This is a genomic window from Bradyrhizobium embrapense (assembly GCF_001189235.2).
GTDB lineage: Bacteria > Pseudomonadota > Alphaproteobacteria > Rhizobiales > Xanthobacteraceae > Bradyrhizobium > Bradyrhizobium embrapense.
On sequence record NZ_LFIP02000007.1, the window covers coordinates 196,248 to 213,929 of the forward strand.

General features: G+C 57.6%; 13 protein-coding genes and 1 pseudogene. 9 read left to right on the forward strand and 5 right to left on the reverse strand.

Translation table 11 applies throughout. From position 1 onward, the window contains the following. Positions 1 to 125: 125 nt before the first annotated feature. Positions 126 to 383: pseudogene (locus AKN83_RS28130) on the forward strand (transposase); the annotation flags it as partial. A gap of 164 nt (positions 384 to 547) precedes the next feature. Beyond that, a complete protein-coding gene (locus tag AKN83_RS28135; protein ID WP_050404937.1) occupies positions 548 to 1,576 on the forward strand; it encodes an LLM class flavin-dependent oxidoreductase in 1,029 nt (342 codons plus the stop codon). Between the two features lie 434 nt (positions 1,577 to 2,010). Here the strand turns inward: AKN83_RS28135 and AKN83_RS28140 are convergent, their stop codons facing one another. Then, the gene (locus tag AKN83_RS28140; protein WP_050399848.1) at positions 2,011 to 2,334 is read right to left on the reverse strand and encodes a hypothetical protein; all 324 of its coding nucleotides are present in this window, start codon (positions 2,332 to 2,334) and stop codon (positions 2,011 to 2,013) included. A gap of 446 nt (positions 2,335 to 2,780) precedes the next feature. Between AKN83_RS28140 and AKN83_RS28145 the strand changes: the two genes are divergently transcribed. The 3 genes from AKN83_RS28145 to AKN83_RS28155 all read left to right on the forward strand — a co-directional run bounded on the left by AKN83_RS28145 (position 2,781) and on the right by AKN83_RS28155 (position 5,679). After that, positions 2,781 to 3,155, forward strand: coding sequence for a hypothetical protein (locus AKN83_RS28145; RefSeq protein ID WP_050399849.1), 375 nt, complete (start codon positions 2,781 to 2,783; stop codon positions 3,153 to 3,155). Between the two features lie 698 nt (positions 3,156 to 3,853). Further along, positions 3,854 to 4,099, forward strand: a complete 246-nt coding sequence (locus AKN83_RS28150; protein WP_050399920.1) for a hypothetical protein — start codon at positions 3,854 to 3,856, stop codon at positions 4,097 to 4,099. An 857-nt stretch (positions 4,100 to 4,956) separates the two neighbouring features. Continuing rightward, positions 4,957 to 5,679 carry an outer membrane protein gene (locus AKN83_RS28155; RefSeq protein ID WP_050399850.1) on the forward strand — a complete coding sequence of 241 codons (723 nt, stop codon included), beginning with the start codon at positions 4,957 to 4,959 and terminating at the stop codon, positions 5,677 to 5,679. Between the two features lie 315 nt (positions 5,680 to 5,994). On the opposite strand, the gene AKN83_RS28160 is transcribed toward AKN83_RS28155, so the two are convergent. Continuing rightward, on the reverse strand, positions 5,995 to 6,720 hold the full coding sequence (locus tag AKN83_RS28160) for a LuxR family transcriptional regulator (protein WP_050399921.1): 726 nt from the start codon (positions 6,718 to 6,720) through the stop codon (positions 5,995 to 5,997). A 95-nt stretch (positions 6,721 to 6,815) separates the two neighbouring features. On the opposite strand from AKN83_RS28160, the gene AKN83_RS40000 reads away from it, so the two are divergent. Next, positions 6,816 to 7,085, forward strand: a complete 270-nt coding sequence (locus tag AKN83_RS40000) for a hypothetical protein (RefSeq protein ID WP_157113604.1) — start codon at positions 6,816 to 6,818, stop codon at positions 7,083 to 7,085. A gap of 987 nt (positions 7,086 to 8,072) precedes the next feature. Continuing rightward, the gene (locus tag AKN83_RS28165; protein WP_050399851.1) at positions 8,073 to 8,789 is read left to right on the forward strand and encodes a sulfite exporter TauE/SafE family protein; all 717 of its coding nucleotides are present in this window, start codon (positions 8,073 to 8,075) and stop codon (positions 8,787 to 8,789) included. Between the two features lie 956 nt (positions 8,790 to 9,745). Here AKN83_RS28165 and AKN83_RS28170 read toward each other — a convergent pair. Then, positions 9,746 to 11,059: a DUF2130 domain-containing protein gene (locus tag AKN83_RS28170; protein WP_050399852.1), complete on the reverse strand. Its 1,314-nt coding sequence runs from the start codon at positions 11,057 to 11,059 to the stop codon at positions 9,746 to 9,748. Positions 11,060 to 11,535: 476 nt separating this feature from the next. On the opposite strand from AKN83_RS28170, the gene hemN reads away from it, so the two are divergent. Continuing rightward, positions 11,536 to 12,870: an oxygen-independent coproporphyrinogen III oxidase gene (gene hemN / locus AKN83_RS28175; RefSeq protein ID WP_050399853.1), complete on the forward strand. Its 1,335-nt coding sequence runs from the start codon at positions 11,536 to 11,538 to the stop codon at positions 12,868 to 12,870. Positions 12,871 to 13,467: 597 nt separating this feature from the next. On the opposite strand, the gene AKN83_RS28180 is transcribed toward hemN, so the two are convergent. Continuing rightward, the gene (locus AKN83_RS28180) at positions 13,468 to 13,986 is read right to left on the reverse strand and encodes a hypothetical protein (protein WP_050399855.1); all 519 of its coding nucleotides are present in this window, start codon (positions 13,984 to 13,986) and stop codon (positions 13,468 to 13,470) included. A gap of 1,053 nt (positions 13,987 to 15,039) precedes the next feature. Between AKN83_RS28180 and AKN83_RS38760 the strand changes: the two genes are divergently transcribed. Further along, complete coding sequence (locus AKN83_RS38760) at positions 15,040 to 16,620, forward strand: carbohydrate porin (RefSeq protein WP_083992278.1); 1,581 nt, start codon at positions 15,040 to 15,042, stop codon at positions 16,618 to 16,620. A gap of 84 nt (positions 16,621 to 16,704) precedes the next feature. Here the strand turns inward: AKN83_RS38760 and AKN83_RS28195 are convergent, their stop codons facing one another. After that, positions 16,705 to 17,592, reverse strand: a complete 888-nt coding sequence (locus AKN83_RS28195) for a leucine-rich repeat domain-containing protein (RefSeq protein WP_244522133.1) — start codon at positions 17,590 to 17,592, stop codon at positions 16,705 to 16,707. Positions 17,593 to 17,682 lie beyond the last annotated feature (90 nt).

Sequence of the window (17,682 nt, forward strand, 5' to 3'; positions counted from 1 at the left end):
GACATCGCGGATATTCGGAATATTTAGTGCGTGTTTTGAGCCAAGCTCGTAAAGGCGCCAGATGATGTCACATTGCATATTGTCTGCACTTCGAGTGCAAGTGCTGTGCAAGACGGAACGGACAAATGGAACGACCGAGATTCACAGAAGAGCAAATTATCGCGATACTGAACGAGCATGGGGCTGGTGCGAAACCGGCTGATCTAGCTCACAGACACGAGATCTCTGAAGCGACAATCTACGATTGGAAGGCCAAGTTCGGCGGCATGGACGTTTCGGCCGCCAAGCTGTTGAACGCGCTGGAAGAGGAAAACGCGAACCTAAAGAAGCTTCTGGTCGAGCACATGCTTGGCGTGGATGCACTTCGCGAACTCCTATCAAAGTAGTCGCGACGAATATGCAGGTTCTCACGCCCACGCTGCATGGCGCAAGCCCAGAGCGTTAGCTCCCGCAGAATAGCCAGATCGGCCAAGTGATGCGTTCCACGTCCTTGAGGCCGAAGGCACAAAGCAACCAGGACTCCCATTCCAAAATCGGAGATGATCGAGTGAAAAGCGGCCTTCCCTCAAGACTGAAATGCGCAATCTTTGACCACTTGGACGACGACGGTCGCGATATTGCGCGACAGTATGAAGATCGTCTCAAGCTGGCGGAGGCGTGTGATTCTCTGGGCTTTTACGCTTATCACCTAGCGGAGCACCACTGCACCCCTCATGGCAGAGGGCCCTCGCCGAACCTGTTTCTAGCAAGTCTTGCGCAGCGCACCCGCAGGCTCCGCTTTGGTCCGCTTGTTCTGCTGCTCAACCTCTATCATCCGTTGCGCGTGTTCGAAGAGATCTGCATGCTTGATCAATTGAGCGGCGGCAGGCTCGAACTCGGTATCGGTCGCGGCTCCCAGCCGATCGAATGGGGCTATTTCGGCATCAGCGCAGGCGCGGCGCCAAGCCGCTATATGGAAGCCAGCGAAATCTTAAATGTTGCGCTGAAGGGCGATACGTTATCCTACCAAGGAAGCCATTTTGAGCTGAACAGTGTACCCTTAACTTTGAGGCCTCATCAGCGACCTTCTCCACCGACCTGGATCGCCAGCAATCGGCCCGAATCAGCGGAATGGGCCGCGGCAAATGGTGCAAATCTGGCGTGTGTCGGCCCCGCCTCTGCTGTCCGAAGCATTACGGATGCTTTTCGTTGCCGTCGGGCGCGCTGCACAGCCGCGGACGATCGAGAGCTGTTCCTGGGGTTGGCTCGTATGATCGTGATTGCGACATCTGACGGAGAAGCTCATGCGGCTGCCGAAGCCGCTTATGGACAATGGCTGGATAGCTTTAAGTTCCTTTACGAGCTAAACGCCACTCCGACGCCGCCGGCTCTGCCGCTGTCGTTCGATGCAGCGCTGGAGAGCCAATTGTGCGTCGTCGGGACGCCAGCTTCCGCCCGACAGCAGCTTCTTAACCAGATGGAAGAGGCAGGTACCAACTACCTACTCTGCCAGCTTGCATTCGGGAGCCTTCCGCTCGACACTTCACTATACACCGCGAGCGCGATCAGAGCCGAAGTCATCGATAGCTTTGGCTGACAATGTCTATTCAACTTCGCTACTGTGGGACGCCCGGCCCCTTCTTGGCATGCCGTACGTGCCCATTGACGTACGATCAAGGCGTTCTTTCTTGCTCGACGGGAGATCCCAAACTCATAAGGATATAGGCGCGACCTCAAGCATCACGTTGCCGGCCGCGCAGCCGATGTCGTCGGCAGCGACATGAGACGTTGAATAGCGTTGGCATCACAAAGTGGCTCAACCCGTATGCGAGCTTGTCTTATGCGTCGTCCAGAGCAGGTCAAGGATAGTGGCGCGCGCTATCCGCGGACTGGATGCATCCCATCAAAACTTTCGATTTTACGGATTTCAGCCAAATGCACCATAGTCGCTCACCGATTTCCGGAAAGCATCTTTGACGAAGCTCGTGTGACCATGGACCCCCTTTGCTTTCTGCCAAGTCGCAGGCCGGCTCAAGCCTTTCGCGCCCACATCACCAACGATATCCCTCGACCTTTGAAACCGCGCCACCAGCGGTCCAGCTTCAGCCGGATGGCTCGCCGAACCGTATTGCCCTCATTCGAAGTAGCCGACAGCAATTTCGTCATCCTGAAGGCGTCGCCGAAAATTAGGTGCTTCTCACGCGCATTGGTCGGGTTGCATGCGTGCGTCGCATAGAAGCCAGGCAGTCGCACCGGCTCTTGCGTCAGCCTCGGCAAGGCTTGTCGGCCTGACCAGGCGGACAGCCCCGTTACTTTCGCGATGTTGCGATTCTCAAGCAATGCAACGTCAGCCATCTGACCTTCTCAAACACAAAAAGGACGCGCTGGTATCAGCGGCGCATACTGACTTCGATTTCGGCGACGCGAAAGGCCATGCGACAACACTAGCCGCCCACTTACGCCCTTTGCTCGCGGGGCTCTCATGCCGCCCATCCACTCCACGCTGTTTGGTGTGTTCCGCCTATGCCAACGGCGCTCCTGCGAGGTCGGCCAGCGTGGAGTACGCCGGCTCGATAGCTCAATCAAAGACGGGCGTTCTATCAGGCAGCGCACAGCGCTCTATAGCGACCATACCTTCTTCAGGTCTTTCTGCGAGGCCAGCCCGTCCCTTTCTTTGGTTGCACATGCGCGAGTTGTCTTGTGCAGCGGAACTTTTGTCGCTCACCGCATCGGCTGCCTCGCAAATCGGAACGCACACAAAACTACATGCCAATTTCGTCTAATTAATCTGGAGCAACACTGTGGAACTTGACCCTTCGAATTCACGTATGCAGGACCTTGAGGATCGCATCGACCTGCAACTCGATATCGTGGCCACTCTCGTACGCGAAGGAAGCAACGAGCTCGAGGCAATCCAGCTGCTCAACGCACTCACGAACGAAATGATATCAGCGGAACTGGCGCTCGGCCAGCTCGGCGATACGAGCACCGGTGGCCTTCCTGGCGACGGGCGAGCAGCGCGAATGAGACGGGACCATGGCGTTTACGATCCAGAAGAGCTTCAAATCTTGGGGCGCCTTCTAGATCAGGCAGTGGCCGCCTTACCGCCTGCACTGCGCACTCCGGCCAACCAGACGCGGATTGCCAGATTGATTCTGGCACGTGCGGCGGGCTGAGGCCGCTTCGCTCCTCGGCGATCGACGGCCGCTCAGTGAAAGCTTCATTGCTGGGCTGACCGTGGCGGTGCTCTCCTGCCCACGGATAAGGCCACTTCGAGACCGTGGCTCACCGCTAGGTGAGTGAGCTGCTTCCACGTGCTGATCATTTCGCCTCGAGGAGCGAGACATTCATCCGATTTTCGCTGCACTACACTTCAAACGCTTGATCATGGCATGTTACACGCTCGCAGTTTGCTCCAGGGCAGATAGGGGGACGCGCGATCCGCGATATTCGCGCGAGGCGCCGCACAGTTGACCGCGCCTTCCGATATTCGGATCTTGGCAGCATAAGCTAGCTCCCTGATCGCGGCCGCATTGTTCTAAATTTGCGGGCCACCTGATATTTCGTCGCCAGAACGATTCCTGGCAGATCAACGCAATTGTCGCGATAGCTCGTGCCGGGCCTAAGAGACCCTGCGTTGACATTTGCCTCTTTGTGCCTCGCATCTTGTTGCCAATTCAGAAGCGTCCGACTTTCCCTGGCACTTCGACATTGGGTCATCCGGACTTCAACAAGCGGCACTATAAAGGTCGCTGTAGGATCGACACACATTTTGGCTGTGGCTCCGACTTCTTGCCGCTCAAGACAGGCCGCAGCTCGTCGGCACGCTCCGGACGAAACTTTTACCTTGTACCAGGAGTCGAGGAGTTTTGAGATGGATCAGGTCATATCCGGCCAGGTGCAAACGCCGGAGATTATCGAAAGCATCGCATTTGAAAAAGCGTGGCGCTTTGTCGAGAAGGACCCAGTTCTTGCGCATCATCTCAAGACGTTCCTTCACCGCCGCTTGCGAGCATTACTGGAGTGCTCGATCAGGACCGGCGAACGGAATACCCTGCATCTGGCAAACGAAGCGATACGCAATTTACGAGCGGAGCTGGCGTCGCCGAGTAAACAGTAGAGGTTCGTCGCTCCAGCTGGCCGGTACCCTTGTTATCGGCAGGAACGAGACCGTATCGTCAACTCCGAAGGGGCAGGTCGTGGTCGATCTGAGTTTTCCCTGCTCATCTTCTACGTCGATGACAGCATCAAGGAGCCCTGCTTGTGCAGCTCTCGTGGTCCCCACATCAGTAGGATAGAAGCGGGAGCACACCGACAACGAAGGCGCGACAAGCACGCGCTGTCCCGGCTTGACACAATGCGCACCGTATCTTGTAGCTTGGCGCGCGTCTCGGCAATTTCGATGCGGGCTTCACCCAGCGCGGTGACGAACATTCTGCGGCAAATGATCTTGGCGGCGCACCAGCTCGATTGGCTTTCCTGGCGCAGCAAGAGCAGTTACAGCGCGCCCGATGCCGCTCCGGATCTTGAGGATGGCCGAATTTGGATCGATCAATGCCTCTGATGGATCATTTCCGACGTTACCACAATCTTAAGTCGCCACACGACTCCTGACTCAGGATAAATTCAACTCTCATCCCGATAGGGACGCCTTCATCTGTGCGGCTCATGACGAAACCCGCTGAACGACGCTCAGCCGGATGTATCGCCAGGAACCTGGTTGTGGCGGTGCTTCAGCAAATGCGCTCGCAGCATTGCGCCGCGCAGTGCCATCACGATCGCATCGCCTTCAGGTAAAGGCGCCACGAATGTTGCTGCATTTTCGTCGAGCGTCGCAAGTTAGGCGCCTCAAAACCTGACGCACCGTGCGTTTCGACCCATTTCTTGCGGAGGAATGTTGTGCCTCAGTTACAGCAATTCGCAATCATGTTGTTAAGACGCACGGCGCCGGGGGCCATCAAAAGGAATGACACTGGAATGAAGAGATTGCTGATTCTGATCGCAAGCATCGCACTCGGCGCTGCAGCTCCCGCATTCGGCGCAGACCTCGCCGGGCAGCCTGTCAACATCAAGGCCCCCCCATTTCCGGTGGTAGCCCCGATCAACGACTGGAGCGGCTACTATATCGGTCTCAACGGCGGCTGGGGATCGAGTCACAATTGCTGGGATTTCAACGGCGGTACTTCCGAGGGCTGCCATAATTCGACCGGCGGCACCGTCGGCGGACAGATCGGCTATCGCTGGCAGATCTTCAGAACGGTGTACGGCATCGAAGGTCAGGGAAACTGGGCCAACTTCAGCGGCTCCAATGTCAGCAGTGCCTTCCCAGCGGACACCATTAGCACCAAGACAGATGCATTTGGATTGCTCACGGGCCACGTCGGCTACGCGTTCAATGCCGTGCTGCTTTACGCCAAGGGCGGTGCGGCGGTGACCAGCAACACCTATCACGTCAACTCAGTGGCCAATGGCACCGAGCTTGGCAGGAATAACGATGTGCGCTGGGGTGGCGCGCTCGGCGCTGGTGCGGAAGTCAGCCTGACGCCGAACTGGTCGGTTGGCCTTGAGTATGATCACTTGTTCATGCAGGGCAGCAACGTAAGCTTCCCCACGGCTATTGGCTTCGATCGCGTTCACCAGGACATCGATCTTGTCACGGCGCGGCTCAACTACAGGTTCGGTCCGACGTTGGCAAAATAGCGAACCCCACGCGCGCAAGCGTTAAATCGAGAACCCCGACTAACGGTCGGGGTTCTTTCTCGAGATGCTCTACCGCCTCGCAACCAGCCAGCGCAACCGGCTCGAGCTCGCCTAGGCTTAGATCACTGGCTGGCAGAGCAAACCGCAGGCACACCCGAGGGCACCAAACCAGTCGGCTTTACATGCGTCGTCGAACTCCAGAACCTCACGCAACGTGAGTTTCACGTCGCCTGTCTCAACGAAGCAATGTTCGAATGACATGAGCCTTGCCAGGGCTTGGCGTCAATCGCACTTCCTGGCAGTGAGGATGGGATCTCAAAGAATATTGAGGCGAATGGCGATAGCTGTCGCCTGGATCCGGGTGGTCGCACCCAGTTTTCGCATCGCATTCTTGATATGGAAATTGACCGTATTAACGCTGATTCCTAGGATCATGCCGATTTCCCAGGAAGATTTCCCTTCTGCAACCCACCGCATGCAACTGATCTCCCGTTGCGATAATGCAATTTTTTTCCCACAGCCGCCATTGGTGGATCGAGCTATCTCGCCACAGGCGCTGTGAAAGAGCGAAGCCAGGGCGTTGAGATGACCGATGCGATCCTGAGGATCAGCATCGTCGGACGGAGACGCAAACGACACCACAGATACTTGGCCCAACGGGCCAAATAGGGGCACGCTCATGCCATGCTTCAGGCCAGCCTCCCTGGCCTCATCCAGTACACGTCTCTCGTCCGGTTGAAGCTGATAATGATCAGCCAGTTGGTCCCACAGAAACGGACGCGAATGCATCGGCGTCCGCCGGACCACCGGATCGATGGTGTGGTACTTGCGTTTGAAGTATCGATCGCACCAGGCTGGCGGCCAATTCACAGCGACAGTCGGCGGCGGATACTCAGCCAACCGAAGCGGCTCGACGAAGTTGATGGCGCCGTATGCAACTTCACTGAATCCTTCCTCGGTGGCACGGTTTACAAGAAGATCGAACAACGCTCTCAGCGAATGCGTCTTGTTTGCGCACTCGGTGAAGCTAAAAAGATCCACGATGGGCGCTTCGGCACGCCGGTCCGGCTCGCCATCGCTGCGTTCGCTTGCGTTTGTTTCCGGCGGATCCAAATTCCGTTCCATGAGCTGAACTCGTGAGGCTGGAGCGCGCGCTGCGTCAGACGCCATTCCCGAATTTGTCGCCTTCCGCCAACTGGGGCGCGATAATTATCCTGTCATGCGCCGGGGTCCGGCCGCTATCCTCGTCGGACATCGGACGGCACGCCACGACCGAAGCGTCGTCGAATTCCATCCGATTGATTTCGCTCGCCGATGACCAGAAGGCTAAGCAGGCGATTACCGCATTGTTGTTCGTGTCGATGGTCTGTGCCCTGGACGCTGCCCCAATGCTGAATCGCTTTTGATACGACGGCCATGGCAACCCCGATGACCCTTGATATCCAGCTGGCGACACCAACAAGCTATGAATAACAAGATTGTCTCTATCCAAGGAGCGACTGTGCTGCCCGAAAGACGCGTGGCTTTGCCTCAAGATCGAGCACGATGATATCCGGAACGTTGAGCTTCGCGATTTGGGCGAAATGGAGCACGTTGGCCAACTTGACGGCGCCGGGATCGACCTTCGCAGTTCCGACATCGGCTTTCTGCTTCCTCCCGACGGAAAGGTCATATTTTCTTCCCCATCCTGCGAATTTCTGTCGCGGATTCTTCGCGGATCCTTCGTCCTTCGACGGCGTCGGAAGCGCAATCGGCGACCAACACGGAAGAGCCGAGCCAGCAGGTGACCGCGTGATATAACGGCCCCTCGCCTGATCAGGGGCGTTAGAGAGGTCCAGCGCACCTGAATTGAAGGCACAGATGATCCGCGCGCCAGGCGAGCAACTGGAGATACGCGCCGAAACGAGACCTGCCGGCTGCAGAGGACGCCTTGCATACGCATCTCCATAAGGGAGAGGACCTAGCAGCGCATCAGCAAGTGTTGTACCAACTGGAGACCTCTCCGAATCAAAACAAGAAATTCAAGACAAGAGCCGTTCGGCGCACGCGCGCTTGGAGCAATAGCGACATCTGGAGGAAACGCGACAGCGCCACTTGCGCAACCCTCCCGCGGCCTGGAAAGAGTGCCGCTCGGCGCGGCGCCCCCCCCCAAGCGCCTTTCAAACAGCCAGGCGCTGGCGTACCACTTTCACATCCTGGTCAAGTACCAAGGCTGGCAATTGAAGAAGCCGACCCACAAATGGCAATCGTCTGGCAACCTTAGCCGGTGCCAGGTGCGGCGCGGCCTCCGATTAAGCGCTCGCTTGGACTTCTTCCCTCGTGGAAAGACAAATTCGAACTCCATGGAGCTAGGTGCAAGGCAGGCGAAGAACTTTTCGCAGGGTAGATGAAGTATGCTTTCTCTGTTCTTCGCAATTATCTCGCTCCTCTATGCAATGGTTGGTCAGGCGGGTGGAACCGCGTTCCTAGCGCTCATGGCGTTTTCCGGCTTGCCTTCTACAGAGATGCGCCCGACGGCGCTTGGCCTCAACATTGTTGTCGCGAGTTATTCCACGTGGTTCTTAAACCGCAACAAAGTCATCGACTGGATAACGCTCCGGCCGCTTCTATTGTCATCAATGCCGGCAGCACTTGCCGGCAGCTTGCTGGTGCTCGGGGAGCACGTTTACAGGACGTTGACCGGTCTTGTGCTCATTTTGGCGAGCGCTGTGATGATTGTTCGGCGTGGGAGCGTTGCCCATCGTGTTTGCGAAACTCCGCTCTGGGGAAGCGTAAGCATTGGGGCGATCATCGGGTTGGTTTCTGGTCTGACCGGCGTGGGCGGCGGAGTATTCCTGGCGCCCGCGCTCATGACATTGAAGTGGGCGTCAGCCAGGCAAGTCACCCTGCTGTCGCCTCCGTTCATCCTAGCGAACTCCACAGTGGGCTTCGTCGGAGTTCTTCTCACAGGCCAGCTTCCGTGTTCGGATTCGGCTACTTACGCAATCGCTGCACTAGGAGGAGCCGTCGCAGGAACGGTTGTCGGCCTGAAATGGCTGAGCGAAACAGCTATCAGGTTGATGCTCGTGGCGGTTCTTCTCATTGCCGGCGTGCAGTTGGTTCGCACCTAAAAGCTGTTCGATCTGCCTTTGCTGGGGGCTTTCGTTGCGATCATCAGGGCTCATGACGACAGCCGGAACGGTTCCAAAACGTCGACCTAATGCCCTGAAGCAGAACAGATGCGTATCGTCGGACCTGGACGCGCCAGCGAGCGCGGAGGGTGACAATGCCCGCTCTTTGCGATTCCGGCACAGCCTGCAGCCTGGTTGGGAATTGGTGAACTCGCAGCGCTCACAACGGCGGGACCGAATTAAAGCGCCCCGACGCACCTGCCGGGGTTGGAAGTGCGCCGGGGCAGCCCCAACATCATCAGTACATCCGTGACGATGCTTGGCGCAATGAGACAAGCGGCGTGGCGTAATTGAGGCTCATCCATACTTATGACGTGGAGTGCAAAATATTTTTCACGCCGGTTCGACGGCTCTTGAACCTCACGCTGCGTCACGTTGTACGATCTCGCACCCTGAGTTTCATCAACCGGGACTCCTTGTCTGAAATCCCAGCCAGAAGAGCTTTCTGCTCGATGCATCTTCGCGGAGGCGCCGCGCCAAATTCTTTCCCGGTCCTCGTTCGCGTGTACCATTTTATCCTGCACGACTAGGCAACTCGGAACACTGTATCGCTTCCGAAAGTAATTCCCGCCCAAGTCGCGGAAACCATTGCAAATGGGTTCAGATCCCGTCTGCGCAAGTTGAACAGGCCTGACCGACAAAGATGCGGCAGATTGTCTAGCTTCAATGGCAGGCATAACCGCGGCGAGAAGCGACGACTATCGCTCCTCGACGAGCCTTTCTGCCGCAAGAAAACAACATCGACGCCGAGACCCGCTGGCGCTTTCTCCACCAATACGTGCAAGCGTGTGGAAGAAGCTATTGCGCGAGCCCAGCGGCGGTAGCACGCCCACCTGTCAGTTCGAACGGGATGCGGGAAATCAAGCTGAAAGGAGCCAACTCCGCGTCGCTTTTGATTATGAAGCTTTGCGTTCCGATTGGGCCGAGCATTCCAGCAGCGGTGCATCGAGGCTCGGGATTTCCGGCATCGCCTTGCCGGCGATCGCCTGAAGGTCACCAACCATGCCAACGGTAGATTCGATGACAGAGAGGATTTGCGTCTCGCGCTTGGCCCATTGGCGGCCCATGAACTTGCGCTCCTTGTCGAGATCTTCTCGCATGTCGTTGAATTTTTCAACGACAGCTTCTACCCGCTGGCGGAACCTGGTGCCGGTCAGATACCGGTACACCTGCTCCATTTTGGTTTGCTGGCCTTGCTGCACCAGGCGCGAACTGCTCAAATCAATCAGCCCCTGACGGAGCGCGATCGCGACCGCAACAGCACAGCGGGGATGAGCAACCCATATTCCGTCGATCAGATCGAAAAATTCGACGTGCTTCGGCAGCGCCTGTGAAATGATGAGAGCCACATCTGCGCCACACCGCCTTTGGTCGTCGCGCAGTTTCCCGAGCCAGCCGTCGCTCCATGCCTTCGTACGCTTGGTTTCCCAAAGGATGAGGCCCGCAGGATGACCGATTGAACCGTTGACCTGCTGGACCACGTCCGCACCCAGCTCTCCCTTGCCGATCGGCTCGATTGTATCAGTGGGAAAACGGCTGCGAAGCAGCTCTTCGAGCTCGAGCTCAAGCACTTCGCCCTGAGATTGCTGCGAGCCCTGCTCAGCCTTGCGCTTCAACTCTTCGATCGTCCGCGCCATGGATTCGATCGTTTGATCCTTCTCGAGCACTCGAAAGCGGGCGGCTTCGTCCGCTTCATGCCTGGCTTTGGCCCGGATATCCGCGATTGAGGCCTGCACGCGCTTTTCGATGGTCAGATCGAGTTCACGTTTCTCTTCGTCAAGGGCACGTTGCCTGCGGATCAGTTCGGCCTGCGCCTGCTGCGCCTCAGCAAGTTTGGCATTGTTGGCCTCCAGGCTTTGACGAAGCTCGGCCGCTTCGGCAGCTTTTGCCAGCAGCTCGGCCGCCGCGGCCTGCCGAGCCTTCTTCGCTTCCATGGCGACGAGTTCGGTGCGCTCGGCCGCCAGGCGCGCGGCCACCTGATCCTCGATCTGTTCGCGTTGTCTCGCCAGTTGCTCCTGCTCATGGCGCAAGGCCTCGGCCTTGCGGGCGACCTCGGCATCCTTGTCCGCCAATTGTCGCTGAAAATGTTGGCGAGTTTCCTCGATCAGGGGAGCAGCAAGAGATTCGGTGAGGTGAATCTCATGATTGCAGTTCGGGCAATTGAGAATAGGCTGATGCGCGGCGCCCGCCGCGGGTGCTTTCAGGTTCATGAGCCCTCCTGGCCAATTGGCCCTGTGCTGCCGGCCCAGCGTGGCGCGGACTACCAACCGGATTTAGCGTGATTTCCTGACTCGATCGAACGCCTGGGGCATCCACATCAGCTTTTCCACCGAAAACACCTTGAAAGGTTGAGGTCGACTGGTTCGCCGCCGGCAACGTACAAAAGCCCCTGCGTTGGAGAATGCAGACAATGTGCGCTCCGATGAATGATTGTTCCTGCGCACAATGATTGGGCGGATCGAGCTCGGGCGGCCGAGCTCATGTGAGCCATTTGTTCTCTTACCGGGTGCAAATGATGGCTGGCGCCTGACTTTCTCACCGCTCCCAGTTCGCAGGCTGTCCTGGCAGCTACATCAAAGAAGGGTCTCGAGCTTCAGGAATCAGGGCAGTGTTTTTTGACTTAAAGCAAAGACAGAGCAGAGGATATCCGTCAGCCTGATAGCGTATCAGCGCGGAAAGGTAAGCGTTGCAGACCTCACTCTTGAACAAGTATTGCGATGCTCGCCTGCCCTGGTACACCATCTACCCAACGGTAGCGGATTTCTCTGCTGCGGTCGGCGCCACGACCTGTGAGGCGTGGTTGCGGCGGCTGCCGCCAGACGAATCCGTATCGGTCTACCTTCACGTTCCGTTCTGCCGGTCGATCTGCTGGTATTGCGGCTTCCCAACAAGCCTCACTCACAGCGAGCGGTCGATTCGCAATTACCTGCTGACGGTACGTGAGGAAATTCGTCTGGTCACAGAGCAAACGCCTCACGGTCTTCCAATGAGCGACCTGCATTTTGGCGGCGGCACGCCGACTACCATCCCACCGGCCGATTTCTTGGCTCTGATGGAGCTTTTGCGCCGCTGCTTCGCGTTCAGCAAATCGACCGCGCTCGCCGTCGAGATCGACCCACGCACGTTCACGGCCGAGATGGCGGAAACCTTGGGAGTAGCGGGCGTCAGCCGCGCGAGCATCGGCGTACAAAGCTTCGATCCCGTAGTTCAAAGGGCGGTCAACCGTCTCCAAAGCGAAGCGCAGGTCGCTTTTGTCGTCGAACGCCTTCGCCAGCATGAAATAAGCCGTATTAATTTCGACCTGCTCTTCGGATTGCCGCATCAGACCGTGCAATCCTGCGTGAACTCAGCGCAGACGGCTTTGACTATGCGGCCCGACCGCCTTGCGGTGTTCGGCTATGCCCATGTTCCCTCTTACATGAAACGTCAGCGCCAGATCGACGAGGCGGCGCTGCCCGACAATGTTGCGCGCGCCGAGCAAGCTGCAGCCATGGCAGATACGCTGGTCTCCGCCGGATATCGCCAAATCGGGCTCGACCATTTCGCCCTCCCGGACGACGAACTCGCGCACGCGCAGAAAACCGGCCGGCTGCGCCGCAACTCGCTGGGCTATTCGGCCGATACGTGTAAAACGGTGATCGGCCTTGGTCCGTCAGCCATCGGCCGTCTGCGTGACGGTTACGTCCAGAACGAGACGGCAACAAGTTCCTATTGCCGGCAGATTAGTACTGGCCATCTGGCAACCTTAAAGGGCCACTGCCTCACCGCCGAAGATCGCCTTCGGGCCGAAATCATCGAGCGGCTGATGTGCGACTTGCAGGCCGATGTGGCGGCAATCTGCGTCGCCCACGGATTTGATCCAATTCCTTTTCTTGATTCAGCCGACCGCCTGGAAGCGCTTGCCGAAGACGGGATACTGGACATCCAACAGGGTTTTATCCGGGTCAAGCAGAAGCACCGTTTTGTCATTCGCGCCGTTGCTGCCGCGTTCGACGCTCACCTCGACCGCATACCCTATTAACAAGCTACGTATGTGAGCAGATCCACAATATCAACGCGAATGGCCAAGGAGCAATCGGCGGAGCGCCTGTGGCAGCCAGGCGAGATAGTCATTATGAGGCGTAGCAATCAATTCCAAACTGAGGCCGCAAACTCGAGTCGCCCCCTTGTCGGGACGACCTCAAGCGACGAGTATGATATTCTTCCTAGAGAAATAGTCCTGTTGTGGAGCTTGACGGCTTCTGTTTAGGCCTACTGGAAGCGGCACCCGAGTTGACGAGAGACGCAGATTGCGCGGTTCTGCGGAGCGCTTCAGTAGTACATCGGCCTCATCTTGTGCGGCTCTCGAAGGGGCATCGGAGCGCGATCACCATCACTTCAGACAGTGCGTCAACGGCAATGATCTGACTACAAACACTTGTCCCGCGGATTTGCCGTTCAGGACCGCTATGCGAGACGCACTCTGCCCACCTGGCAATAATACCTCAAGGAAGCGAACCCTGGCCTCCGGAAAGCCCGGCGCCGTCGCGGCCCTTAGGTCTGCAAGCTGCATCGCAAATGCGGGTGCAAACCGTGGGCACGGTTGGGGTTATGGCCAAGCCTGTAGCCGATCGAGACATCAAGGTGCGCTTGCCGTAGGTGCTGCGATCACTGGCGCGCCCCCAACGGAAACAGGTCCTTGTGGTGTGGATTGCCCAAGGCGTTTCTTGGCTCGGCTCGAAGCAGCTTGGGCCGATGGTTGGGCAGAAATGGAGGGCGTAGAGGCGCCAGGCATTGAATTCCGCAGCGACTCGATCTGCGCAGTCAGCACGCTGATCTGGTCCAGGATCCCTTTGAGGTCATTCCGCGCGGCATCGACCCTGCGGTTCAGTTCTGCGATCTCATCGCTAGCCTTCAGCTGTGCCCACTTTACCTCGGACAAGGAAGCTTTGTCATCCAGTGACGACCTCATGATTGAAGTGACTTGGTGAGCTTCCGGCGTCACGACAAACTCCCCGAGGTCAGCCCAAAACCAGGCGACAGCAGCACTGGAACCGACGAGGACAAGGAGAAGCACCAAAACCCGGACAATGCGTCGAGACCGCCCTCGCAACAGCGGTTGCAAATCCGAAGCGACCGCATCGTCAATCATCAACATCGCCCCTCGTCCAGCATCCTTCTTTCGGCCGGCTCGCTTCGTCGATCCGAGCGCTTGCGGTGTCCGCGCGCTCCAGCGATCTCGACTGCCGATAATGTCATACTTCGCGGACCTCCTCGTCCGCTCGCCCGTCTGCTCCCTGCGAGGCGCCCGTGTGCCCACCGAGTGGCCTTGTGCCGGGCTCCTGTATCATAGCGCTGGCGGCGAACATCGGTCCTCGTCTTCGCCGCCGATCGTGCAGTATTTTGCCCTCATCCATAACAACCCTTCTGATTTCCCTTTCTTGGTGCCTGCCGAATGCAAACAGCAACTCGTTTCCGAAAGCGTGTTTGACTAGAGCCGCCTGACGCGCAGCTTTACTCAAGACGGGCCGCTTAAGAGCGACGGCTGAGCCGCAATCCCTCATTCGGAGGGCAGTTATTGCGCATGATCAACTACCAATCTCAGCAGGTTGATCGAGATCACGGGCACATGCCAAGCGGGACCAACGAAGGTCGCGCAAGTGAAGGACCCGCAATGCAAGACAGATTTGGACGCCCCAACTATTTCAATGGAGCTGTTGCGCGCCCGCCGCCACCAAAGTGGTTCGAAGGTTGTTTCGTCCATTCACTTGGGACGTCCATGACGGGCGTCGTCGTGCGATCTGCGAGCGCATACATTCCAGGGACGGCGAGTTCCATATCCTGTCGATTGTCTGGCCCAACGACATCACAAAACGCCATGAGCCATGCCTCGAGGCTCACGAGATTTGCTTGCTGGCGCCTGCCACATCGTCAGTCAAAGGGTTCTTCCAGCAAGGTCCCCCCAACGCCAGCCCAATCTGTCGCATGGCGAGCAGCGAGGCTGTTGTCAGAAGGTGAGACCGAGGGTCTCAGCCTTTCGCCACACCAAAACGCGCTGCTCTTTTGCGGTGCCCCGGCCTGATGCGCAAGTCAATCGCGGAGCAGCTCATCTGCTCCCTCCTCGGGAACGAGAATGTTGAGATGCCACTCTCGGCCAATCAGGCCGGCGTTCTTTCCAATCATGACTGGCTGACACGGATCTGAAGAGCGCATGCGTGATTGGTTTCTTGCGGCGACATCGTTTCTAACGTCTTCGGCCGCCTTGGCATCTGCTTTCCCGTTTCGGCCAACCGGCAAACGATATATCGCAGTTTCGCTGGCGGCTTGCCTGTTCGGCAACTCCGCGTTGGCGCAAACCGGTGACGAGTTCGATTCCGGAAACGACACTGTGGATCAGGCCAGCAAAATAAAACGAGCTTCCAGTCCGGCGACAAAGTCGCGGACCGGTGTGATACGTCAAGTCGTCCAGCCTCGGCATCCACGGTCAGCTGTACGTGCCGACATGCCTGCCGAAAGGCGCAACAATGTGGATAGATCTGCTCATACGCGAACGCAAAAACCAATCGGCCCCTTCGCCAGGTACGACAATCTACGTGAAAAAGGACTGTGGCTCGCGATACCTGGTCCTGCAGATACGATTGATCAGGAGAATGGCGGCGTTAGATCCGCGCTGGCTGATGTCGGCATTGGTTATATCGGCTGGACACATAACACGTTTGTAGACAATCAGCTGCCAAATGCAGCGAGAAGCCCAATCGCAAACCAGCTTTACATGGGGCAGAACCCGACCTTCGCTTCGGCGAACTTCTTGATCGTCACGTACGATCTCACCCGGTTTGGCATTCCCGATGGCCAGATTGTCGTCGGAGCCGAGCAGCAATACTGGACGTGGGATCGCCCGGGGCCTGACAGAGTGGGGCTCAACACGCTCGCCTATTACCAGACTTTTCTCGGCAGGAAGCTCGAACTCAAATTTGGTTACCTGAGAAACCAGAATGAGTTTACCGGCACATTGTTCGGAGGGATGACCGGATCGAACATGTTCGCCTTGATCCAGGCAGGGGTGAGTACCAATGCTACGCCCACGCCGGCGGTCAACCTGAAGTACAATTTTGACGATCGTTTCTACAACAAGATTTCAGTGCAGCGTTCGATCAGCCCGGACGGTCCCTATGCCGAGATAAGACAGAATCCCGCAGGCGTGGACTGGAGCACGGCCAATGCGGGCACGCTTCTCATCGATGAAATCGGCTACAGGAGCAAGGCCGCTCCTGGATCGCCCGACACATGGCTGCGGGCCGGCGCTGGTTTCAACACCAGCCGCTACAAGAATTTGGCGGACCCGAATCAACAGCGAGTGAGCGGCAACAATTTCCATTACATCGCTGCGGACCGGCAATTCTGGCAAGCTGATGCCGTCAGGTCGCCGTCTCGCGGACTCTATGGCGGATTCTCTATCATGGGAGCTCCGCCTGACCTCAACAGAATCAGCCAGTATTACGAGCTTCGTCTTTATACGAAAGGGCCGTTTGATTGTCGCCCCCAGGATCTGATTGCTCTTGTCGCCAGCAACACGACCTGGAGCAAATTCGCCGTGGATGCGGCCTTGGCTAAAGGTCAGCTTGCGCATCGCGATACCCTAGCGATCACGGGCACATATACTGCTCATCTCGCTCCGGGTATCTATGCGAGCGCAGGACTGTCATACATCCACAACCCGACAAGCGTCACGCATACGCTTCAGACGGAGCACGCCCTCAATCTGCTGCTGTCTACGCTGGTATTCTTCTGATTATGGCAAGCGTCGTTCTGCTGTCACCTTCGCGCGGCTCAAGCTGCCCTCCACCGCATTGAACGGTTCTCTTTTCCGGGATTCTCAGCTTTCGTTGGCAAAGCACCTTGAAAAGCCATGGACGAGCGTTGTAATGCCACGGAGCAATGACAAATCTGTCGGCCGCTTGGGACTTACAGTTCGAGGCCGCGCTCTGCGAGCACTTTGGAGTGTGCTCGGAAGTGGATCAGGCAGGTTGGCCAATTGATTGCTGCTCACATTGAGTTCAATGAGCCGCGACGGGAGGGACTCGGGCAGATCGGTCAACTGATTGCGACCGAGCGCGAGCGAGGTGAGCCCGCTCGGGAGAGTGTCCGGCAGGCTGGTTAGCTGGTTGTCGTTCGCATTCAGGATCTCGAGCCCAACCGGAAGATTTACCGGCAGGCTGGACAATCTATTGTCAGCGACTTCCAGCTCAGAGAGGGTCGCCGGAAGACCATCCGGCAAACTGGTCAAGCGATTATGGCTGATGAGAAGACGCTGGAGACCGGGCGTCAACATAGCGGGCAGGCTGCTTAGCTCGTTGTGCCGGGCGCGCAGTTCCAGCAACCTTGGCGGAAGGGCGCTGGGCAGAGTGGTCAGCGAGAGCCACGATAAGTCGAGCAAGCGTGAGCCTGTGTTCTCCGTATTCCTGATTCGTGTGCGCCCCTGCCGCCGATTCTCGGCTTCGCCCTGCCCCTCGTCAACAACCCAATTGTCCAGCATCTGCGCGCGCGCGGAAGCCGCGGTCCGATAGCCCGTCACGGTTTCGACCAAATTCGCCACGGCGCGGTTGAAGCCGCCGAGGTAGCTTTCCTGGTCCGCCCCTTCGGAAAGCCCCGAGGAAGGACCTGCACTCCACTGTGCCTGCCCCGCGTCCCTCAATTTCTCCATTCCAGAATCAAGAATACTCTCAAGATTGCGAAACAGGCGGTTGCACAGCGCGAATGTCACTCGATCACCGCTATACGTGCGCTGCGTCCCCGTCCGACTTAAGTAGGCACGGGTTCGTACAAGCCCTAGCGCGGCAAATCGATCGATACG